The organism is Pseudoalteromonas sp. 4NS20-0020 (assembly GCF_057554385.1).
Genome location: NZ_BAAJMI010000002.1, coordinates 246,532 through 267,715 on the forward strand (window position 1 = coordinate 246,532; position 21,184 = coordinate 267,715).

Here is a 21,184-nt window from a genome sequence, read left to right on the forward strand (position 1 = left end):
AAATTAACCTAGTAGCACCTTGGCGGCTTCTAATACAACAGCCACTGATTTTCTTTCTATTTCACCGTGGTCAACGTTAGGAATTTCTTGACGAGTACGGTTAACTAATACACCGGCAACACAGGCTGCTTGCAAGCCAAGGGCTGCACACATAGTGAATAATGTGGCCGACTCCATTTCGTAGTTCATTACGCCCAGCTTTTGCCATTCTTCACAGCTACCTTGGAATGCTTTTGGCACATAACCAGAATGAGTATCGTAGCGCTCTTGGCCTGGGTAAAATGTATCGCTAGACGCTGTAATACCAATATGAAAGTCAATGTCTAAGTTTTTACATGCTTCAACCATGGCTTGTGTTGCATAAAAATCAGACACAGCAGGGTAGCTAAGTGGTGCAAAGTGTTGGCTTGCACCGTCTAAACGTACAGACGCTTGGCTAATTAAAATTTCACCTTCATTAATATGCGGCTGAATAGCACCCGTAGTACCAATACGTAAAAATTGACGCACGCCCAATTGAGCAAGTTCCTCTACTGCAATCGATGTAGATGGGCCGCCAATACCGGTTGAGCATATAACCACAGAGTGGCCATTTAGTTGACCTAGATAAACATGAAACTCACGTGTTTGAGCAAGGCAGGTTGGGTTGTCTAGGAATTGAGAAATACGTGCAGCGCGATCTGGGTCACCGGGCACAATCGCAAGTTTTGCACCTTGTAGATCGTCAATACATAGTCCTAAGTGAAATACCTTTTCCATATCTAAGCCTTTTTAAAATAATTTTTATCAATCTAGCATAATTGCTAGAAACCTTTCTTAAGTACAGGACGTATGTCCGTATTAATATAATTGAGTGCTTGTTTAAGCCAGTAAAATAGGGCTTTAGCGTATTTTATTCATCAACTATGAATATTCAAGCACACCCATGGATTGCTGGTTTACTTGTGCGGTTGACTTGTGTGCGCAAGCATTATAAGTATCACTCAACTAAGTGGTTAGTCATAAATGATGATTGCCTGCATTAATTAAAAGTTATTAAATATCAGTTTCTTATGTTTTTATTTTAAGTTGGTTTTGAAAGGGTTTTTAATGATACAGACAAAGAAAATTTTTAATTTTTTAATTATTTAAAGTTTAGGCCTGTTTAATCGTTTTGCATAAATAATCACTAAAATACGCACTGAACAATTCATAAGGATTTATTATGAGTCAAGAAATTCAAGCATTTAATAGTAAAGTAGAGCACTGCTTATGTGCTCCTGGCGATGGTGTTTTTACCGTTAATACTGCAAAAGAGCGAAAAGCGGCACTTCGAAATAAACTGTATGGTCAAACCGAAAATGTAGATACGCTATGGCGCGAATCGTTAAATGAGTTGCCTCACTCTCCCCATAAAGCGGTCATGCTTGGAATTAGTTCTGATTGTGGTGGCGGTATTTTACGTGGTGCCAATTGGGGGCCTTTGTTTGTTCGCTCAGCATTAATTGATCAGCACCCTGAATGTCATTCGTTCGACTTAGGTGATGTGCGTGTTATTCCGCATTTGTTACATGACAAATACCTAAACGACGCAACTATCTCTAATTGCCAAAAAGCGCTATACGGAAACGAAAATAACGACTACTACGTAAGTCCGTTATCAATTACTGAAGATGTGTGCGACAGCTTTTACGCGACGTTCAAAGATAAGGGTGTTTTTGGTATTGGTGGCGACCACTCTATTAGTTATCCATTAACCAAAGCGTATTTAAAAGCTAAACGTGAGCAAGGTAAGCGCACAGCTATTATTCATTTTGATGCGCACACCGATTTGCTTGTGGAGCGCTTGGGTATAGATTTATGTTTTGGCTCTTGGTGTACACATATTTTAGAGTTTTTACCTGCACCCCATCACTTAATTCAATTTGGTATACGTTCAAGTGGAAAACCAAAATCACACTGGGAAAACACATTTGGGGTTAAGCAACATTGGGCGCATGAAATTATTGAACGCGGTGCAGCCGCTGTTGCTGCAGAGACTATCGCGCAACTAAAAGCGGATAATGTTGATGAAGTGTATGTAAGTTTTGATATTGACGCACTCGATGCCGAATTTGCTTCTGCAACCGGTACACCGGAAGATAACGGTTTAACACCAAAGCACGCGCTAGACATCTTATCAGCCATTGCCGATCAATTTCCAATTACGGGCGCTGATATGATGGAAATAGCACCATTTACCGATAGTTCACTCGTGGGCCAAGCAAGTTCTGAAACAACATTAAAAGAAGGCGCAAAAATTTCAGCGTTTTTAATTAATGCGATGAATAAATAAGTGCTTCAAAACGAATGCTATTGGCTTAATCTTATTTTATTAAATACTCAAAACTAGCAGTCTACAAAGCCTCAACTATATTTATTGAATAATTGCACTAATTTAGTTGAGGCTTTTACCCAATGAAGGGATTTGTTTTTTTACTTTGCGTGTTGTGTACGACAGTAAAAGCACACGAAATTAACATAGTGACGGAGGTGTTTCCTGACTTTCAATATCTCGATGCAAACAACCAATTGGCAGGTCGCTCTGTAGAAAAGGTAAAAAACGCCCTTGATGCTGCTGGTATTAGTTACACTATGTCGGCTAACAATTGGAGTGTGTCTTATAACGCAGCCCTTCGAGATAAAAACACCTGTATTTTCTCAATTGTTCGTTTGCCACCAAGAGAAAATAACTTTGTGTGGATAGCTGAACTTGAAGAGTTTGAGTCAGCGATTTATGGGCTGAAATCTCGAGGCATAAAGTTAAAGACTTTACATGATGCCAAGCGCTATAAAATAGCAGTATTAAGAGATAACTTTAGCCATCATTATTTACTTGAACGCGGTTTTAACGAAACCCGGCATCTGTTGCTGATTGATAACTTAGATAAAATAGATAAGTTAATTAGTGCACGCCGTGACATTCTTGATTTTGTCATTCTGAGTAAAAAACAATTTAATTACCGTCTCAAAACATCACCAAAGTTAAATTTACTCGAGCCAGTGCTAGATTTAAATACGGCTCAATCTCCATTATACTTTGCATGTAACATAAATATGGATGAGTCGTTAATTACACAGTTACAGCTTGCATTTAGACAAACCTCCTCTCTTAATTAGTGGCTAAAAATCATTTAACTAACTGAATAATAAAAACTTAAACATAAAGTAAAAATATCAATTGCTGCGATTAAAAAAGCGACTATAATCAGCTGCTTTTTATATTAAAAGCGCTAACTTTTTGGAGCGTTAAATGGGTGATTTAATCGGGATTAGTCTATTGATCTTGATCAGTGCGTTGTTTGCTATGTCGGAAATAGCAATTGCAGCGTCACGAAAAATAAAACTTCGTGTAATGGCAGACGAAGGCAGTTTAAATGCAGCTGCAGTATTAAAACTGCAAGAAAATCCGGGCGCGTTTTTCGCCATGATACAAATAGCACTTAATGCTATCGCTATATTAGGTGGCATTGTAGGTGAACAAGCGTTATCGCCATACGTTGAAAAAGTATTGGTTTTATTTTATCAGGGTGCATATGTAGAAAAAATTAGCTTTTTATTCTCATTTTTTACTATTACCTCGTTATTTATTTTATTCGCCGATTTAATGCCAAAGCGATTAGCGATGATCATGCCAGAAGCTGTCGCCGTTAAGGTCGTTAACATAATGCGCTGGGTTACATTTGCATTAACGCCTTTAGTGATGTTTTTTAATGGCGTGACTAACTTTGTACTGCGACTGTTTAAAGTTCCCGCAGAGCGTGAAGATAATGTAACCACAGAAGACATTGTTGCTATGATGGAAGCTGGCGCTGAGTATGGTAGTTTGCAAAAACAAGAGTATGATTTAATAGGTAATGTGTTTGATTTAGAAGCTCGTTTTTTATCAAGCGTAATGACCCCGCGTGACCAAATTGTGTACTTCGATTTAAACGAAAGCAGTAATGACATTGCGACCAAAATTATTGATCACCCGCACAATCATTTTTTAGTTGTGTCGGGTAACTTAGACAAATTACATGGCTCTGTTGAATCAAAAGATATTTTACGCCAAGTACTTAAAGGTGAAGCCGCTAATATCAATGACGAATTAGTTGATACTGACGTATTTTACTTACCAGAAACATTAAGTTTGTCAGAGGCATTAAATGCATTTAAAAGCGCCGCTAAACCATTTGCTATTGTAGTAAACGAATACGCGCTGCTTGTTGGTATTGTTACTGTAAAAGATTTAATGAAAGGCTTTATGGGAGATTTAATAACTCACCAAGGGGATGAACTAATAATCGAGCGAGATAAAAGCTCGTGGTTAGTTGACGGACTGACGCCAATTACCGATTTAGCTAAAGTGCTTGATATAGAGGAGTTCCCAGAGCAAATACATTTTGAGACGGTGGCAGGCTTTTTAATTTACACCATGAAACGTATACCTAAACGTGCTGAGCATATAAGTTATGCGGGCTTTAAATTTGAAGTGGTTGATGTTGAAGGTATTCGTGTAGAGCAATTGCTTGTATCTAGATTAGTTTAAAGCTTGCCATCCTAATCACTTTATAAACGCTTAACCACGTCATGAATAAAAAAGCCAAGTTCGCCTTGGCTTTTTTGTTAATGAAAGTTTATAAATTTGTTCGTTATAACAATTGTATTTGGCTATGGCCTAATGGGTATCTGGCTAAATGACCATACCTCTAATTAACTGAAATATAATATTAAAATCTCTTCACTATGTACTTCTAGGCTTTAATTTAAACAAAGTAGGTTTTTGCGTAAGCACTTTTCTATTTTTAAAAAATACAGTGCGCTGAGCATTATAGTTAGCTTGTAGGTGTAAATGTTTATTATAAAAGCCTTATTAACATTACTTGGTGATTAAGTATGAGGCCGCATAGTTGAGTGTAATTTTGTGTAAAGATCGGCTTATTAAGATGTATTCTCACTAAAATTTAATTTAGAATGATCGTTCACTCTAAATTAAAGGTATTTGACATGCAGCGTTCTAGCACCGCTTTATTTGTATTTTCAGTTCTCCTAGGTTCAGTTGCGTTAACTGGTTGTGACCAAGTGACAGAGCAGTCGCAGGCAGCTGCTCCTAAAGCTGTGCCGGTAGGGGTTATTACGCTTAAAAAACAATCGCTAACTTTAAGGCAAGAGTTGCCTGGACGTATTAGTGCATTTCAAATTGCAGAAATACGCCCGCAAGTAAGCGGTATTGTGCAATCACGTTTATTTACCGAGGGGTCTCAAGTAGAAAAAGGTCAAGCGCTTTACCAAATTAACCCTGCTACTTTTGAAGCCAATTTAGCGGCAAGTGAAGCTGCTGTTGCCCGCGCTGAAGCAAGCATTGCAAGCAGTAAAGCTAAAGCGTCTCGCTATAGTGAATTATTAAAAATTAAAGCGGTTAGCCAGCAAGATTACGACGAGGCTGATGCAGCCTATAAGCAAGCAAAAGCCGAACTCCTTACTGCTCAAGCGCAGCTGCAAACCTCAAAAATTAATTTAGAATACAGTCATGTCTCTTCGCCTATTAGTGGGCAAATTAGTAAATCGAATGTCACCGTAGGTGCGTTAGTAAGTGCCAACCAAGCTACTTCTTTGGCAACAGTTACACAACTAGATCCTATCTATATTGATTTAACGCAGTCGAGTAGCGAATTAACCAAGCTTAAAAAAGCGATTGTTTCTGGCGATCTAAGTGTAGATTCAACCAGTCAAACCGATGTTGAACTCACTATGGAAGATGGCTCTTTATATTCTCATAAAGGCACTTTACAGTTTTCTGAGGTGACAGTTGACCCAAGTACAGGCTCGGTTACATTACGCGCTAAATTTCCTAACCCTGAAAAGTTACTACTTCCAGGGATGTATGCTCGCGCCTCAATTGTTGAAGGTGTTAAAAACGACGCTATTTTAGTTCCACAGCGCGGTGTTAGTCGAAACTCGAAAGGTGAACCTACCGCAATGGTTGTTAGCAAAAACAATACGGTAGAGAGCCGCGTTTTGAAAACAGATCGCACCATTGGATCTAATTGGCTTGTAACCGATGGCGTAATGGAAGGAGATAAACTGATTGTAGAAGGGCTACAAAAAATTCGCCCGGGCGCACCAGTTAGCCCATCTGAAGTTCAAACTGCTAAAGCGCAATAACGGAGAATTTACATGTCACGATTTTTTATCGATAGACCTATATTTGCTTGGGTACTTGCCATAGTAGTGATGCTAGCAGGTATATTAGCAATTAAAAGTTTACCTATTGCGCAGTATCCGTCTATCGCGCCGCCAGCAATAAGTATTACGGCTACCTACCCAGGTGCATCGGCGCGTACGCTCGAAGATACTGTTACACAAGTGATAGAGCAAAAAATGAAAGGCTTAGATGGCTTGTTATACATGTCGTCAACGTCAGAGTCTAGCGGTTCAGCAACGCTCACACTGTCGTTTAGCGCTGAAACCGACCCTGATATTGCTCAGGTTCAAGTACAAAACAAGTTAGCTACTGCAACGCCACTATTACCTGAAGCCGTTCAAAGGCAAGGTGTTGTGGTTGCAAAGTCAGCCCGTAACTTTTTGATGGTTTATGCGTTTATGTCTAAAGATGGCAGCATGACCAACATTGATATTGGCGACTACGTGTCATCAAACGTGCAAGATATTGTTTCACGTGTTGAAGGTGTGGGTGAAGTACAGTTATTTGGCTCGCAGTATGCAATGCGTATTTGGTTAGATCCGGCTAAGCTTCAAAACTATAAATTAACGCCTGCAGATATAAGTGCATCTATCAGTGCTCAAAATGCACAAGTGTCGGCTGGGCAATTAGGTGCTATGCCTGCGGTGGCGGGACAGCAACTCAACGCGACTGTGACCGCGCAAAGCCGCTTACAAACTCCTGAGCAATTTAGAGATATTTTAGTTAAAACCAATGCAGATGGCTCTTTTGTAAAGTTGAGTGATGTTGCCCGTGTTGAGCTAGGTGGAGAAAGCTACCGGGTTGTCGCGCGTTATGACGGAAAACCAGCTTCTGGCTTAGGGATTAAATTGGCCAGTGGCGCCAACGCGCTTGATACTGCGCAGGGTGTAAAAGATGCCATTGCTGAATTAGAGCCATTTTTTCCTGAGGGACTTGAAGCGGTTGTGCCTTACGACACTACACCATTTGTGGCGCTTTCAATTGAAAAAGTAATTCATACGCTTATAGAAGCGGTTGTGTTGGTGTTTGTTGTTATGTACTTGTTTTTACAAAACTTTAGAGCAACGCTTATTCCAACAATTGCAGTGCCAGTGGTACTGCTGGGAACGTTTGGTATTTTATACACTTTTGGTTACTCAATTAATACATTGACCATGTTTGCCATGGTGCTTGCCATCGGGTTACTAGTTGATGATGCCATTGTTGTTGTAGAAAACGTAGAGCGACTGATGACCGAAGAAAAACTCTCAGCGCTTGATGCAACCCGCAAATCAATGGACGAAATTAAAGGCGCGCTTGTTGGTATTGCAATGGTGCTTTCTGCTGTATTTATTCCGATGGCCTTTTTTAGCGGCTCGACGGGTATAATCTATCGTCAGTTCTCAATTACCCTTGTTTCTGCTATGGGTTTATCGGTACTTGTGGCGCTTATACTTACGCCGGCACTGTGTGCAACGCTTTTGAAGCCTAGCCATGTTCATAATGATAAGTCGTTATTTGGTAAATTTTTTACAGGGTTTAACCGCGGGTTTGACAAAACAAACTCGGGTGCGCAAAGCTTTGTGAGCCGTATGATCAAACATGCTAAACGCTACCTTGTTATATACTTTTTAATTGTAGGTGGAATGGCTTATGTGTTTTCAAATTTACCAACCGCATTCTTACCAGATGAAGACCAAGGCATATTATTTAACCAAGTTTCGTTACCTGCAGGTTCTACAACCGAGCAAACACTTGAAGTGGTTAAAAAAGTAGAAAACCACTACTTGAACGAACAATCTGAAGCAGTAAACGGTATTTTTACCGTTACCGGGTTTAGCTTTGCAGGTTCTGGCCAAAACTCAGCAATAGGGTTTGTTAATCTTAAGCATTGGGATGAACGCCAACGTGATGATTTATCTGTACAAGGTGTAGCAGGTAAAGCCATGGGGTACTTTTCCAGTATTAAAGAAGCGTTTGTGTTTGCTTTTCCACCACCAGCAATTGTAGAACTGGGAACAGCAAATGGTTTTAATATATTTTTACAAGACCGTGTAGGTTTGGGCCACGATGCGCTTTTAGCAGCACGTAATCAACTATTAGGTTTAGCAAGCCAAAGCCCGATATTGGCTGGTGTACGCCCTAATGGTCAAGAAGATATGCCAGAAATACAACTCGATACCGATTTAGCTAAAGCACAAGCATTGGGTGTGTCGCAAACCGATATTAATAACACCCTTGCTACGGCTTGGGGTAGTAGTTATGTAAATGACTTCATTGACCGTGGGCGTGTTAAAAAAGTATATATGCAAGGCGATGCTGAATCTCGAATGGTGCCTGAAGATTTAAATAAGTGGTATGTACGTAATAATGAGGGTGATATGGTTCCGTTTTCTGCCTTTGCAACGGCCTATTGGACTTATGGTTCGCCGCGTTTAGAACGTTACAATGGCTTTTCAGCAATGGAAATACAAGGAACCGCTGCACCTGGTTACAGCACAGGACAAGCAATGGATGAAATGGAGCGCTTGGTAAAACAGCTGCCAAATGGTATTTCGTCTGAATGGACCGGTATTTCATTTCAAGAACGCTCTAGCAGCGGCCAAGCACCTTTATTGTATGGTTTGTCGTTGTTATTTGTATTTTTATGTTTAGCGGCTCTTTATGAAAGTTGGTCGGTACCGTTTGCGGTTATGATGATTGTTCCGTTAGGTATATTTGGTGCTGCTATGGCTGCATTGGGTAGCGGATTATCAAACGATATTTACCTGCAAGTGGGCTTATTAACTACGATAGGGTTAGCGTCTAAAAATGCCATATTAATTGTGGAATTTGCTATCCATAAAATGGACGAAGGGCTTGATTTAGTTGAAGCGGCTGTGGCTGCAGTAAGGCTGCGTTTACGCCCAATTTTAATGACTTCAATGGCCTTTATTTGTGGTGTTATTCCACTCGCTATTGCATCAAGTGCAGGCTCTGGTGCGCAAAACGCATTAGGCATTTCAATTATTGGTGGAACACTCGCATCTTCTATTTTGGTTGTTGTTTTTGTGCCGCTGTTTTTTGTATTAGTACGCCGTGTATTCCCTGCAAAAGAAAAAAACACTAACGAGGAGACAGCATAATGCATATAAAAACTTTTTCGTTGAGTGTGCTTACGTTGGCTGCTTTAAGTGGGTGCCAGTTGGCACCCGAACAGCAAAATTTAGCGCTGCCAGTACCCGAAACGTATTCAGTTCAAACAGAGCAAGCCACAGTTAACACATTAAAGTGGCAGCAGTTTTTTAGCGATAAAAAATTACAGGTGCTTATAGGTCAAAGCCTTGAGCACAACAAAGATCTGCAAATTGCGATGCTCAATGTGCAGCGGGTACGTGGGTTGTATCAAATAGAAAACTCAGTATTGTATCCGTCCTTAAATGTTAATGGTTCGGGCACTCGCCAGCGTCTGCCTGCAAGTTTAACAAGTACTGATGAGGCCACTATAAGCTCGCAATACAGTGCTACTGTAGGTATTACCTCTTACGAATTAGATATATGGGGTAAGGTTCGTAACCAAACTCAACAAGCGCTGCAAAATTTATACTCTACTGAGCTTACTCAATACAGTACGCAAGTGTCGTTGGTAGCAGAGCTGGCTAATGCGTGGCTTAATTATGCAACCGATCAACAGTTACTTGGGCTTGCTGAGGAAACGTTAAAATCGCAACAAGCGTCGCTTGGGCTTACTCAAAAAAGTTTTAATTTAGGCGCAGCATCTAAAATTACGTTAGAGCAATTGAAAAGTACCGTTGCCAGCGCAAAGGTTGATATTGCAACGTATAAACGTTTATTAAAGCGAGATAAAAACGCACTTGATTTATTAGTAGGAAAACCAGTAAGCCCTGAACTTCTGCCAAATAAGGTGCTGGACTCGTTATTAGCGTTGCCTAAAATACCGGTTGGTTTACCTTCTGATTTATTAACTCAACGCCCAGATATTAAAGCAGCAGAACATCAGTTATTGGCCGCTAATGCCAACATTGGTGTAGCGCGTGCTGCTTTTTACCCCAGTATTAGCTTAACGGCTAATGCGGGTACTGCCTCTAACGATTTAAGTGATTTATTTGATGCAGGTTCGGGTACGTGGAGTTTTATTCCATCAGTTACTTTACCTATTTTTAATATGGGCAGAAACCAAGCTCAGCTAGATGTTGCTAAGGCCGACCAACAAATTGCTGTAGTTACTTATCAGCAAAAAATTCAGCAAGCATTTCGCGAAGTCGCCGATGCGTTAGCAGACAACGAAGGCTATCAAACGCAATTAAGCGCACTTGATATGTTACTACAAAGCCGAGAGTCTACGTTTTCGCTATCAAAGGCGCGTTACGATAAAGGTGTTGATAGCTATTTACAAGTCCTTGATGCACAACGCAGCTGGTACAGTGCACAGCAACAGCAAATTTTGGGTCAACAGGCTTTGTTAGCTAGCCAAATTAGCCTGTATAAAGTAGTGGGCGGTGGCTGGGAGAAAAGCGATCAAACCAACTAAGTAAGGGTTTTAGCTGTAAACACCTTTTTGCAGCTAATTAACTAGATTTATATAGGACTAAATACTTATTTATGAGTGAAAGGCGTATTTCAAAATGATTAAGTATTTGCCTTATTGTCGAGTCTAATCACTTGGCAGTGGAGCTTTGTATGAAAACTAAAAGACAGACAGATCCAGCGATAGCCAAAGCGCGTCGTGATCAGGTTTTAACTGCGGCGGCTGAATGCTTTCGTCGTAAAGGCTTTCATGCTGCAGGTATGGCTGAAATATCCAGAACAGCAGGAATGAGTGCCGGGCATATTTATAACTACTTTGAAAGTAAAGAAGCCATTATAGAAAGTATTATTGAAAAAGATATGGAAGAAATGTTTTCTATATTTGAGCATTTTGAAGGGCAACCAGAAGATACGCTCACAGTATTATTGAACGGTTTAAATATCGGCGTTCAAAGGCATATGGATACCGGTGAATGTGCGGTTGATTTAGAAATGCTCGCTGAAGCTGGTAGAAACGTAAAGGTAGCTAAACTATTACGTGATGCTGACACGCAAGCGCGAAATAGAATGCGCCAGTTGCTAATAAGTGAACGCAGTGTGATAAAAGACATAGATGAGGTAGAGCTAGAAAGCCGTATTAATGTTATTTTTTCAGTAATGGCAGGCTTACTTTTGCGAAAAGTGCTTTACCCCGAACTTACCGAAGAGACAGTTTTAATTGCGCTTCGCCCGGCAATGAAAACGTTGTTAATGCCGTTTGAAGATTAAAATAGTGCTATTAAAATGCATAAACTATATGCCCGCTATATTAGCGGGTTTATAGTATTAACAACCGTTTAAATTAATACCAACCCGCAATAATACTTAATCATTTTGTGGGGCTAAATGTCTCGCTATTTACGTTAAAAAACTCTCATTTACGACTGCATGAATGCAGAGCAATGCAGTAGAAATTGCCGATAACAACTAAATAGCGAATTGTTTTCCTAGCTATCAAGACGTTTTTCCATCTTCAAAATAGATTACTTAATTAGGCGAATGGGTATAGTTATGTTCAAAAGCGTTCAATAGACCAGTTTAGAGCCACAACGGCAATACCTATAGACCCTGCAGGCATTAACCATTTTACATACCAAGCGGTTTTTCTAAATGCAATTAATAAAGGCAACGCTACTAATAAAATACTTAGTTGGCCAATCTCTACCCCTAAATTAAATGCCAATATGCTCATTAATTGATAGTTACTCGACAAACCTAATTCACCAAGTACACTCGCAAATCCCATCCCGTGAAGTAACCCAAAAGCAAATGTCAGCCAGCCTAAACGCAAAACAACGGGCCAAACATTATTAAGGGCTGCAAACAATACAGAAATTGCAATAATTAGTTCAACCCAGCGAGTATTGAGAGATATTAAATCAAGCGCTGTTGCTGTAAGCGTTATAGAATGAGCAAGTGTAAATGCTGTAACAATCCAGGCAGTGTGTTTGATAATGTGTTTTTTAGAGCTAATGGGCTGCCAGGTGTTTTTATCACGGGTTAAAACACAAGTTAGTAATAGCGCAATTAAAAATAAAATATGATCGATGCCTATCCAAATGTGTAATACGCCCTGATACACATATTCTGTAAAGGTATCTAAATAGCTCGACTGCTTAGTATTAAAGGTTTGGCTAGGCTCATTTATACTAAACACACGTGCTATCTTATTCACATTAACAATGACCTTATGATTTGCGTCATCTTGAAAAAAGGCTGAATACTTAAGCGTAATCTCGTTATTTGTTAAACACGAAAATGACACAGGTAATACCAAGTAAGGCTGATTAAAGTGCTCACTTAGCTGGTAATTGTTATTTACAGTGAGTGCACAAGTTTGTTCGTTTTGTTCTGCGATAAGATTGTTTTTTATAAATGCGTTAATTGAGTCGCGTTTTGCTTTTATTTCAGACCAGGTAATGTTGGCGTTTTGGTCTAAGTCGAGTGCTATAACGTGCTCTAAATCTGCAACATTGATTTCCCAATTGCCGCTGTATTGAGCTGTATTGTTGCTATTAAGCGTAATGTAGCCGGTGCTTAACTGGTGCGCAAAAGCTGCTGTTGAAAATAATAAGCTTAACAACATAATAGAAAATACGCGTATTAATATTTTCATAACATTTACATCCTTTTTGCTTGAACAATCAGCGCTTGGTCGATATTCATTTTAGCTTGTTGCCAATTAATATTGGCCCAATACAAGGCTTTAGATTTGTTTGGCTGCACGTGAATATAATAGTTGGCGAGGTCACTTGCGTGAAAGCTGTCGTGGCGAATTTCTCTGAGCTCTACTCGTTGCTTCATGGCGTTTTGCCATTTGTATTGTGTTGTGTTTAGTTTTTTTTCTGCGATGGCTAAGCGCAGCAAAAGCGCATCTTCTAGATCGTGCGATTCTTTTAATAAATTACTTAATTTGGTTATCACTTGCTGTGGCTTGTTTAAGCCCAGTTGTATGTCTGCCCATAAAGCAATTAGGCTTACTGGAGAGTTTACTAAATTTATATTTTCAAGGTGCTTTAATGCGTTTGTGTAGTTTTGTAATCTAAAGCTCATTTCAGCTAGGACATGTTTTGTATTGAGTCCAATAGGCTTATTGTTCGTTAGCTTTACTAAAGATTGATAACTTCTTAATAAATTACCGTGCTGACTTTGCACGTCTAGTACACAAGTACTGGCCGTTAATGTGCTTACCCTTGTTATTAGTGCTAAGCAATGCTGTTTAGCAAGTTCAAACTGGCCTTGTGTCATGTACAAATTAGCCAGCAATAGATGAGTGTTGCTGTGATCAGGCGTTATTTTTAAAACACTATTAGCAATGTTTATCGCATCATTAAACAAATGCTCTTTTTGTAAAACGCGTGCATATAAATAGCCTACCTGTGGCGTTGGCTCATTTAAGTATATTTCTGCGAGCCTGTTTTTGAGTACCCCTTGCATATGCTCCGTTTGTCCAACGAATTGACTTTTATTGACTAGATTTTCTATTTCATTTATCGATAGTGAGGCAGTTAAATCCGATTTAGTGACTGCTATTACGTCGTTGTCATTAGGTGTATAAGCCGCTGCAAAAAGCTCAAATGAGCACACTAAGCTTAATGTAATCATCAGGTTTACTAGAGGTGATTTCATATTTGTATCCTTAAAATAGCCATCCATGGCCAGTCAGCTTATTTACTGATTACTAATTAAATTATTAATATCTGTGTCTTTATTTGTAAACTCTCTTCCATTTAGAGAGAGTGGCTCTGCATTCGGTGCTTGGTTAAATGCATCGCTAGTAAACTGAGCAAAGTCGACTTGCAAAGCTTCAATAGTGATATTAACCATTGCACTTACTTGGCTGTTAACGCCATCAGATACGCCAAAAGTAAAGCTATCTGTGCCCGTAACCTCTTTATTTGGTGTGTAAGTAAAATTGCCATCAGCGTCAATATTTACCATGCCTAATGAAGGCTCACTGACCAATGAATAAGTAAGTGAATCACCTTCTTTATCTATGGCTGTCAGTGAGTCGGTAATATTCACCTCCGTTTGCGTTGTTAACATGATGTCGCTAACTGAGGGTGCTGTATTAACCTCAGGCAACGGCTTTTTATTGTCGTCATCATTGCTACACGCTCCCAGCGTTAATGCGCTAAGCAGAATACCTATATGCGTTATTTTTAAGTGTTGCATTAGTTTACTCCTTATTTAGAGCCCGCAAGTGGGGTAGCTAAGTACGGAAAGGTTGAGTCCATCATTGTTGCATCAACAGGTGCGCCATCGGTAAATGGTACTGTACCAACGCTTGCATCTTCGGGAGTACACAAGCCTAGGTCAGTATCTTCGCCTGCAACAGGAATAGGATGACATAAACGACCCATTACTACGCGCAGAGCAATATCAACAACATCATCGCCAGGGCGTCGGCCGTTTGGAAAGCCAGCTAAATCGTTTCCTGCAACACCAAATGCAGACTGCTCACTTTGCGCTGTTGCCGCGATGTTTGTGTTTAAACGAAGCATTTCAGAGGGAGTGACGGTTGCTTGTTGATTAACACCAGCAAAACCAGTTAAAAATGCAGTAATTAAATCGGTACGAGGAAAGTTTGTTGGGGCTAATGTTTCGAGGTTAGCGCCAAGTGTCGTATTAACTGCATCCTTGAATAAAATATTTAAAAGTTCAGGAAGGGCTGGATGAGATACATAATCTAAAAACTGTCCATCGTCCTTAGGGTGTGCTGTCGAGAAAGTATCCTTATCCTTTATGCCAATAACAAGCTCATTAACAAGTGGATTTCCTAAACGCGATACTTGAGTAAGTGCACCACCATTAACTGCATTATTAGCAAATTTAGCATTCGGGTTTAGTATGCGAGCTTGTGGTAAACTTGCAGTGGTCCACGAACCAATAACGCCATTACCTTCGCCTACAATACAGCTTTTTGGTACTTCAATAGCAATTGATGTCACGTTTTTATCTGCAAGATCGTCATTGTCAGCCGATTGGGTAATGCCTCCAGGGAAGCCACCTGCGTCACCAGCACCCGGAGCGCTGTCGCCCTCTACCGGTACGTAGTTTACTAAATCGAACGTTTTACCAAGGTTAACGACAAACGCATCTTTTCTTTGGCCAACAAATACTTGTGCCATGCTTTCACAACCCGGGATTGACACATTATATACAAATTGATCTGCGTAAGTTTGATAGTCAGCTTTAGAGGTAAATGTTTTATTACCAATATAATCAAGTGGCTTACTGAATGTAGATGTGCCCGTAGTGGTATTATTTAATGAGGTTGCAACACCTGTGCGCTGCGGCCCATTAATCATACTCAGAGTATATGATTCACTGAAGTTAGTTGCGCTATTATCACCGGCTGATACACCACCCACATTTTTGAGTGGTACAGAAACAGTACGCTGGTTGCCTTCTGGGCCTACAGCTAATTGCACACCTTGATTATCGTTTGGTAGCATGCTTTGAAAATCAAATGCAAAAGTAATGTCTTCAACGGCATCGCCATCGTTATCTATGTGTATGCTGTAAGTTGCATCTGGGTCCATTGCAAAATAATTAGGGCCGCCGTAGGCATCCTGTAATGGAATATAGTTTGCAATTAGTGTGACGTACTCTTCTTTTCCTTGTTCATAGCTATTAAATACATAAAAGTCGGTAGAATCTAAGGTCGGAAAGCGACTAATATTTGGCGCTTCTCGGTGACTTGATGCGTTACTTGGTGCGCTAATAAAAGTGCTGCATATTACTACTGCGAGTATTGATGGTGTTAAAGCTTTCATGACTTTTTCCTTTAGTTTTAAATAGAAGTCATAGCTAATAACGGGGGGGGATTTAGATTGGATGCAAGAAAGTTAAATTTTATTTAAATAAAAAATGGCTGCTTATATAAGCAGCCATACAAGTGGTTAAAGTAACACGAGTTCGGTTGTATAAAGTACCTCGGTAGGTAAGCCGTTTGGCGAACCACCTAAAGGCTCTAAACTGACTGCTAGTAGTGAGATATCGTCAGCGTTAAAGCGTTTATCTTTTAGCAAAAATTTACCGCCTTGTTTAGGTAATATACCTAACGAAACAGGTAAATCTTGCCCTTTTAAGATCATCCATAGTTGATAATCTTTATCTCTTTGGGCAACTAATTGACTACTGGCTTTAATAGTTAATGCATCTTCGTTTACTTCAATAAACCATAAAGACTGTTTATCTTGGTTTTGCACGAGTGCAATTTGCTGATATTGCGACACTTTTTTGGCCGGTTGAATGACTAAAAATGCCAACACAATACACGCGGCGGTGGCTATAAACGACCATGTCTGCCAAATCGACGGCTTAGTTTGCACCACTGTTTGACTAGGCACTGTTTTTGACTCAATACCTTGCAAAATGTTTTCCCAAACAGAATCGCTAGGTGCTTGTGGTGTAATTGCACTTGCTAGATTATTAAGGTTTTGCTCCCACATAAAAATTGCCTCACGTGCTTTGCTTGAGCTAAGTAACAAGCGCTGAAAACGTTTTCGTGCCAGCCCCTTGAGTGTGCCAAGTACATATTGTCCTGCTAGCGCGTCTAACAGCTCGGGTTTTGTATAATTCATAATGTTAAACACCTCTGAAGTTGTGTAAGCCCGCGTCTGATCCAGCTTTTAACTGTGCCTAATGGCGACTCTATATGGTCTACTAGCTCGCTGTGACTAAGCCCCTTATAGTAAGCTAAATGAATGGCCTGCTTTTGCTGGGGTTCAAGCTGCTCTATACAGTTTACTAATTTAGTATTTTCGTCATAGTTGACATCGACGCTCTGAATATCAAAGTCATCATCTCCCATTGTTTGCTCTTTTCTTACTTTGTTGTAACGCAACGCATCAAGACTTCTATACCTTACTATACTTATCATCCAGCTTATGACGGTGCCTTTAGAAGCATTGTATTCTGAGGCGTTATGCCATATTTTAATGAATGCGTCTTGCAACACTTCTTCGGCGTGTGCTCTGTTAGAAAGCATATTTAAGCTAATGGCAAAAAGCTTTCCGCTTGTTTGTTGATACAAGGTTGAAAATGCATGCTTATCACCCTGTGATGTATCGTATAACAGAGACAGTAAATTATCGTTTTCCATAAATATCCTATTTATTTTTATTCTCTTTTTTAAAAACGGTTGAGGCTAGAACTTGGATGCAAAAAAGTTAAGTAGCTTGCAACAGTATACTTTTCGCTCTTTTTTGCAATGACTATCTATGGTTTATTATGAGGTATGATTCTGTGAGTTTAAAAACTATATTAGAGAAAAGCATCTGTGATGGTTGAGCCGGTTTTTGTTTATGGCAGAGTCGCTACGCTAAGTTAAACTTAAAATAAATTAGCTTGGTGAGTCAGATTCACTAATATGGAACTAAGACTTAGTTAGATACTACTATGATACGTGTGAAAAATTAACACACCCATTGTGTAAAAAGAGCAAAGTCCATACAAACCAAACAATACGATATTTAAATAGCTATTAAATATCAATAACATAAATAAAAAGTGGTGCCGTACGCTTTACCGTTTTGTGGCTTGTAAATTGCAAATACAATTATAAAAGCTGTTTATTAATTAATGAATAGCAATAAATATAAATGGAGATTTTATGTGGGCTGCAATTAGTTATTTGATATTAGCGTGTGTACTTATTTTTATAGGGTGGGAAATACATTCAATTTATTTTTCGTTATTTTTTTACTGGACCGCGCTATCACTGTCATTGGTCAGTGGGGCATACATTTTTAATATAGGTAAAATTTTCAGAAAGCGAGAAAACGGCGTTATTCCATTTTACATACGCTGGGCGTTTATTCCTTTTTTATTGGGGGCGCAAGTGTACAACGCGTGGTCGCGTAAGCATGATAAAGTGCCACCAATTCAGCAAATTAACGATAACCTTTTTTTAGCATGCCGCTTATTTCCCTCGGATATAGACACGTTAAAAAGCAATAATATTACCGCTATATTAGATGTTACTTGTGAGTTTGACGGTTTAGAGTGGAGCTCGACACAAGAGCGTATTAACTACTTAAATATTCCAGTACTTGATCATAGCGTGCCAACACACTCTCAGCTTAACCAAGCAATAAATTGGATTCATCATCAAATCCAAAAAAACAATAAAGTGGTTGTGCATTGTGCGTTGGGCCGCGGACGTTCAGTGTTTGTAATGGCTGCTTACTTACTTAGTCAAAATAAACATGCCGATGTGCATGATGTGCTTGCCCAAATTAAAGAAACACGTGAAACCGCTAATCTAAATAAACGCCAACTGCGCCACCTAGCAAAGCGACATAAAAGTGGCGAATTAGTAATTAAAAATCGTGCATTTTTAATTGCAAATCCCGTGTCGGGTACAAAAATATGGCAAGAAAAAGAGCAATTTATAATTGCCCGTTTGTCTACTTATTACGATTTAACCGTAATGACCACAAGTCCTGACATTAATGGTATAGAGCTTGCCAAACAAGCGCTTGGTGAAAATCCTGATATTGTTATTGCTTGCGGTGGCGACGGAACAGTAGCGGAAGTTGCGAGCGTATTAGTTAATACACCCTGTAAGTTAGGTATTATTCCGCTCGGGACTGCTAATGCGCTTGCTCACGTTTTAATGGGAATAAGTTCAAAATTTATACCTGTAGAGCAAGCGTGTGATTTAATTATTGATGGTCAATCTACGTTAATAGATACGGCATATTGTAATGACGATTTAATGCTACTTTTAGCCGGTATAGGTTTTGAACATGCAATGATTGAAAAAGCTGACCGCGAATTTAAAAATAAATTTGGGCAACTCGCTTATTTAACAGGATTTTTTCAGGCGTTTTCGGAACAAAAATCGCAACAGCTCAACGTTAAATTGGACGATAACAACCCAATGATGATCACTACAAGCAGCTTTGTTGTTGCTAATGCAGCACCGTTTACAACGCTACTTGCTCAAGGGGGAGGGCAGCCTAATCATAGTGATGGGCTACTTGATATAAATTGGCTTATACCCAATAAAGAAAATTCCACTACGGTACTGAGTATTGCCGAGCTTATGTTTAGCAGCATAACGCAAAGCCATTTAGCCATTAATTCTCAACACACAAATGCTAAAAAAGTCGAAATATCTTCAGAGAATGGAATTAAATATGTCATTGATGGCGAAGTGAAAACGGCTGATAGGCTTGTTATTGAAATACAGCCAGCATCGCTTAATGTGATCAGTAAGGAAATTTAGTAAAACTAAAATATAAAGGCGCATTAAAGTGCGCCTTTATTTATATTTTTACTTTTTTATTGATGGCCAAACAAAGTCAGTTGTATCTGGAGCCTTGTTTGTTGTTTTACGAGGTGCGCTTTTTGGTTTGCGAAGTGGTTTGTTATTTATTGTATGAATATATAACGCTTCAACTTTGTCTCTGGCCCAAGGGGTTTTGCGTAAAAATTTTAAGCTAGATTTTATGCTTGGTGCATCCGTAAAACACTTAATTTTTACTTGTTCGCCCAGCGTTTTCCAGCCAAGTCTCTGCTCTAACTCGACCAATATTTGTTCTAGTGTGATCCCATGTAGTGGGTTTTTAGGTTGATTATCCATAGCCATACTGCTTATTTAAACTATGCTTATTGTAGCTTAAATACAATATGCAGGCTATTTCACTGTAATCTTTTTAGGTCGATTTGGGTAAATAACTTTCCCTTGCTCATTGAGCTTAAGCCACATTAATGCGCTATTGGTTTGGTTGGGGTTTTTGGCACCGCACAGTAAATTGAACGTATCAAAGCTAATTAATGCGCCTTCACTATAGCGTTTGTCGTCGTACCAACACATTGTTTGGTGCTGAGTTAACTGACTTGCGTTCACAAAAGTGCGGCTGTTATGCGGCTCGGCATTACAAAATAACGAGAGTGATAAGCTTAAAAAACAGGCGGATAGAATTATTAATGCGCGCATAACATTCTCCTAAAATTGACTTTAAAAATAGTACGTAATGCTAAAAAACATGCTAGTGTAATATTACACACTAAGAAATAAACAGAACAATAAAAGGTACACACACATGAAATTTAACCAGCTGATGATAGATGAATTCACATTACTTGCAAAGTTTCCGCTTGATAGCAAAATGCAGGGTATCAAATTACATTCTGACGCAGAAGCAAGCTTGATAGAAGCAGCACAACGATTATTTGATAAAGGCGTTATAGATAGCCCTGATGGCGGTTACTTAACGGATTTGGGATTAGATTTAATTGAGCACGTTACGATTATTCATAGCGCGCTCAAAAGTTAAGCTCAGCAGTATTTAGGTCGCATCGGGTTGATTTTGCGGTGCGGCATCATTAAACGCAGCTAATTTATTACATCGTTCATAAATGGCTGCAATTTTTGGATAACGACTCATATCTACATTAAAACGAATAGCATTAAATACCTGAGGTACCAAGCAAACATCAGCAAGGCTTGGCTTGTTTCCAACACAGTAATCGTCGTCTCCAAGTAGTATTTCTATTTTATCAAAACCTACTTCAACCCAATGTTTGTACCAGGTGTTTTTAGCATCATCGTCTACTTTTAATTCATTCGACAAATACTTAAGTACTCGCAAATTATTCACTGGGTGAATATCACACGCTATTGCAAAACTTAAGTTTCTTATTTGGGCTTTTTGCCAAGCAGAGCCGCTAATTAATGGTGACTGTGGGTATGTTTCATCAAGCCATTCTAAAATAGCTAATGATTGACCAAGTACACCTTCATCTGTTTCAAGGGCTGGTAAAAGCCCTTGTGGGTTTAGTGTTAGGTAACCTTCCTCAAGCTGCTCTGATTTTAAAAGATTTACAATTGCCAACTCATGGTCAATTTTTTTTAGGTTTAACGCAATACGCACTCGGTATGCAGCTGATGATCGAAAATAACTGTAAAGCTTCATA

The 21,184-nt window shown here is 39.4% G+C and carries 19 protein-coding genes; 9 read left to right on the top strand and 10 right to left on the bottom strand.

Annotated elements, in window-relative coordinates; all coding sequences use genetic code 11:
* Window positions 1-3: 3 nt before the first annotated feature.
* The gene (gene udp / locus AC27JL_RS05070; protein WP_006791660.1) at window positions 4-759 is read right to left on the bottom strand and encodes a uridine phosphorylase; all 756 of its coding nucleotides are present in this window, start codon (window positions 757-759) and stop codon (window positions 4-6) included.
* 445 nt (window positions 760-1,204) lie between these two features.
* On the opposite strand from udp, the gene AC27JL_RS05075 reads away from it, so the two are divergent.
* The 7 genes from AC27JL_RS05075 to AC27JL_RS05105 all read left to right on the top strand — a co-directional run bounded on the left by AC27JL_RS05075 (window position 1,205) and on the right by AC27JL_RS05105 (window position 11,479).
* Window positions 1,205-2,314 (top strand): arginase family protein, encoded by a 1,110-nt coding sequence (locus AC27JL_RS05075; RefSeq protein ID WP_487194997.1) that lies wholly within the window; start codon window positions 1,205-1,207, stop codon window positions 2,312-2,314.
* A 122-nt stretch (window positions 2,315-2,436) separates the two neighbouring features.
* Entirely contained in the window at window positions 2,437-3,138 is a 702-nt protein-coding gene (locus AC27JL_RS05080; protein WP_487194998.1) for an amino acid ABC transporter substrate-binding protein, read from the top strand.
* 133 nt (window positions 3,139-3,271) lie between these two features.
* The gene (gene paeA / locus AC27JL_RS05085) at window positions 3,272-4,549 is read left to right on the top strand and encodes a polyamine export protein PaeA (RefSeq protein ID WP_006791663.1); all 1,278 of its coding nucleotides are present in this window, start codon (window positions 3,272-3,274) and stop codon (window positions 4,547-4,549) included.
* Window positions 4,550-5,007: 458 nt separating this feature from the next.
* On the top strand, window positions 5,008-6,165 hold the full coding sequence (locus tag AC27JL_RS05090) for an efflux RND transporter periplasmic adaptor subunit (RefSeq protein ID WP_276755365.1): 1,158 nt from the start codon (window positions 5,008-5,010) through the stop codon (window positions 6,163-6,165).
* A 12-nt stretch (window positions 6,166-6,177) separates the two neighbouring features.
* Complete coding sequence (locus AC27JL_RS05095; protein ID WP_008126229.1) at window positions 6,178-9,309, top strand: efflux RND transporter permease subunit; 3,132 nt, start codon at window positions 6,178-6,180, stop codon at window positions 9,307-9,309.
* Complete coding sequence (locus AC27JL_RS05100; RefSeq protein WP_487194999.1) at window positions 9,309-10,715, top strand: efflux transporter outer membrane subunit; 1,407 nt, start codon at window positions 9,309-9,311, stop codon at window positions 10,713-10,715. The genes AC27JL_RS05095 and AC27JL_RS05100 overlap by 1 nt, the downstream gene beginning before the upstream one ends.
* A 149-nt stretch (window positions 10,716-10,864) precedes the next feature.
* Window positions 10,865-11,479 carry a TetR/AcrR family transcriptional regulator gene (locus AC27JL_RS05105; RefSeq protein WP_039037614.1) on the top strand — a complete coding sequence of 205 codons (615 nt, stop codon included), beginning with the start codon at window positions 10,865-10,867 and terminating at the stop codon, window positions 11,477-11,479.
* A 286-nt stretch (window positions 11,480-11,765) separates the two neighbouring features.
* Here the strand turns inward: AC27JL_RS05105 and AC27JL_RS05110 are convergent, their stop codons facing one another.
* The 6 genes from AC27JL_RS05110 to AC27JL_RS05135 form a co-directional block, all read right to left on the bottom strand.
* On the bottom strand, window positions 11,766-12,866 hold the full coding sequence (locus tag AC27JL_RS05110; RefSeq protein ID WP_487195000.1) for a HupE/UreJ family protein: 1,101 nt from the start codon (window positions 12,864-12,866) through the stop codon (window positions 11,766-11,768).
* Between the two features lie 5 nt (window positions 12,867-12,871).
* On the bottom strand, window positions 12,872-13,879 hold the full coding sequence (locus AC27JL_RS05115; protein ID WP_010556744.1) for a tetratricopeptide repeat protein: 1,008 nt from the start codon (window positions 13,877-13,879) through the stop codon (window positions 12,872-12,874).
* A gap of 42 nt (window positions 13,880-13,921) precedes the next feature.
* A complete protein-coding gene (locus AC27JL_RS05120; protein WP_487195001.1) occupies window positions 13,922-14,425 on the bottom strand; it encodes an Ig-like domain-containing protein in 504 nt (167 codons plus the stop codon).
* An 11-nt stretch (window positions 14,426-14,436) separates the two neighbouring features.
* A complete protein-coding gene (locus tag AC27JL_RS05125; RefSeq protein WP_058429784.1) occupies window positions 14,437-16,029 on the bottom strand; it encodes a DUF4331 domain-containing protein in 1,593 nt (530 codons plus the stop codon).
* Window positions 16,030-16,155: 126 nt separating this feature from the next.
* Window positions 16,156-16,839, bottom strand: a complete 684-nt coding sequence (locus AC27JL_RS05130) for an anti-sigma factor (protein WP_487195002.1) — start codon at window positions 16,837-16,839, stop codon at window positions 16,156-16,158.
* Complete coding sequence (locus tag AC27JL_RS05135) at window positions 16,836-17,360, bottom strand: sigma-70 family RNA polymerase sigma factor (protein ID WP_006791673.1); 525 nt, start codon at window positions 17,358-17,360, stop codon at window positions 16,836-16,838. Before AC27JL_RS05135 ends, AC27JL_RS05130 begins: the two co-directional genes overlap by 4 nt.
* 510 nt (window positions 17,361-17,870) lie before the next feature.
* Here AC27JL_RS05135 and AC27JL_RS05140 point away from each other — a divergent pair.
* Window positions 17,871-19,490, top strand: coding sequence for a diacylglycerol kinase family protein (locus AC27JL_RS05140; protein ID WP_487195003.1), 1,620 nt, complete (start codon window positions 17,871-17,873; stop codon window positions 19,488-19,490).
* A gap of 48 nt (window positions 19,491-19,538) precedes the next feature.
* Here AC27JL_RS05140 and AC27JL_RS05145 read toward each other — a convergent pair whose 3' ends face one another.
* Together AC27JL_RS05145 and AC27JL_RS05150 are read right to left on the bottom strand one after the other, a co-directional pair.
* The gene (locus AC27JL_RS05145) at window positions 19,539-19,847 is read right to left on the bottom strand and encodes a VF530 family protein (RefSeq protein WP_008126252.1); all 309 of its coding nucleotides are present in this window, start codon (window positions 19,845-19,847) and stop codon (window positions 19,539-19,541) included.
* A 54-nt stretch (window positions 19,848-19,901) separates the two neighbouring features.
* On the bottom strand, window positions 19,902-20,204 hold the full coding sequence (locus AC27JL_RS05150) for a DUF1496 domain-containing protein (protein ID WP_487195004.1): 303 nt from the start codon (window positions 20,202-20,204) through the stop codon (window positions 19,902-19,904).
* Between the two features lie 106 nt (window positions 20,205-20,310).
* Between AC27JL_RS05150 and AC27JL_RS05155 the strand changes: the two genes are divergently transcribed.
* Window positions 20,311-20,544 carry a TIGR02647 family protein gene (locus AC27JL_RS05155; RefSeq protein WP_006791677.1) on the top strand — a complete coding sequence of 78 codons (234 nt, stop codon included), beginning with the start codon at window positions 20,311-20,313 and terminating at the stop codon, window positions 20,542-20,544.
* A 12-nt stretch (window positions 20,545-20,556) separates the two neighbouring features.
* On the opposite strand, the gene maiA is transcribed toward AC27JL_RS05155, so the two are convergent.
* On the bottom strand, window positions 20,557-21,183 hold the full coding sequence (gene maiA / locus AC27JL_RS05160; RefSeq protein WP_010556737.1) for a maleylacetoacetate isomerase: 627 nt from the start codon (window positions 21,181-21,183) through the stop codon (window positions 20,557-20,559).
* Window position 21,184 lies beyond the last annotated feature (1 nt).

Excerpts from the sequence above, each read along its gene's own strand:
- AC27JL_RS05110 (WP_487195000.1), bottom strand. The coding sequence starts at position 12,866 with ATGAAAATATTAATACGCGTATTTTCTATTATGTTGTTAAGCTTATTA.
- udp (WP_006791660.1), bottom strand. The coding sequence starts at position 759 with ATGGAAAAGGTATTTCACTTAGGACTATGTATTGACGATCTACAAGGT.
- AC27JL_RS05080 (WP_487194998.1), top strand. The coding sequence starts at position 2,437 with ATGAAGGGATTTGTTTTTTTACTTTGCGTGTTGTGTACGACAGTAAAA.
- AC27JL_RS05155 (WP_006791677.1), top strand. The coding sequence starts at position 20,311 with ATGAAATTTAACCAGCTGATGATAGATGAATTCACATTACTTGCAAAG.
- AC27JL_RS05115 (WP_010556744.1), bottom strand. The coding sequence starts at position 13,879 with ATGAAATCACCTCTAGTAAACCTGATGATTACATTAAGCTTAGTGTGC.
- AC27JL_RS05150 (WP_487195004.1), bottom strand. The coding sequence starts at position 20,204 with ATGCGCGCATTAATAATTCTATCCGCCTGTTTTTTAAGCTTATCACTC.
- paeA (WP_006791663.1), top strand. The coding sequence starts at position 3,272 with ATGGGTGATTTAATCGGGATTAGTCTATTGATCTTGATCAGTGCGTTG.
- AC27JL_RS05105 (WP_039037614.1), top strand. The coding sequence starts at position 10,865 with ATGAAAACTAAAAGACAGACAGATCCAGCGATAGCCAAAGCGCGTCGT.
- maiA (WP_010556737.1), bottom strand. The coding sequence starts at position 21,183 with ATGAAGCTTTACAGTTATTTTCGATCATCAGCTGCATACCGAGTGCGT.
- AC27JL_RS05100 (WP_487194999.1), top strand. The coding sequence starts at position 9,309 with ATGCATATAAAAACTTTTTCGTTGAGTGTGCTTACGTTGGCTGCTTTA.
- AC27JL_RS05140 (WP_487195003.1), top strand. The coding sequence starts at position 17,871 with ATGTGGGCTGCAATTAGTTATTTGATATTAGCGTGTGTACTTATTTTT.
- AC27JL_RS05125 (WP_058429784.1), bottom strand. The coding sequence starts at position 16,029 with ATGAAAGCTTTAACACCATCAATACTCGCAGTAGTAATATGCAGCACT.
- AC27JL_RS05130 (WP_487195002.1), bottom strand. The coding sequence starts at position 16,839 with ATGAATTATACAAAACCCGAGCTGTTAGACGCGCTAGCAGGACAATAT.
- AC27JL_RS05090 (WP_276755365.1), top strand. The coding sequence starts at position 5,008 with ATGCAGCGTTCTAGCACCGCTTTATTTGTATTTTCAGTTCTCCTAGGT.
- AC27JL_RS05145 (WP_008126252.1), bottom strand. The coding sequence starts at position 19,847 with ATGGATAATCAACCTAAAAACCCACTACATGGGATCACACTAGAACAA.
- AC27JL_RS05075 (WP_487194997.1), top strand. The coding sequence starts at position 1,205 with ATGAGTCAAGAAATTCAAGCATTTAATAGTAAAGTAGAGCACTGCTTA.
- AC27JL_RS05120 (WP_487195001.1), bottom strand. The coding sequence starts at position 14,425 with ATGCAACACTTAAAAATAACGCATATAGGTATTCTGCTTAGCGCATTA.
- AC27JL_RS05135 (WP_006791673.1), bottom strand. The coding sequence starts at position 17,360 with ATGGAAAACGATAATTTACTGTCTCTGTTATACGATACATCACAGGGT.
- AC27JL_RS05095 (WP_008126229.1), top strand. The coding sequence starts at position 6,178 with ATGTCACGATTTTTTATCGATAGACCTATATTTGCTTGGGTACTTGCC.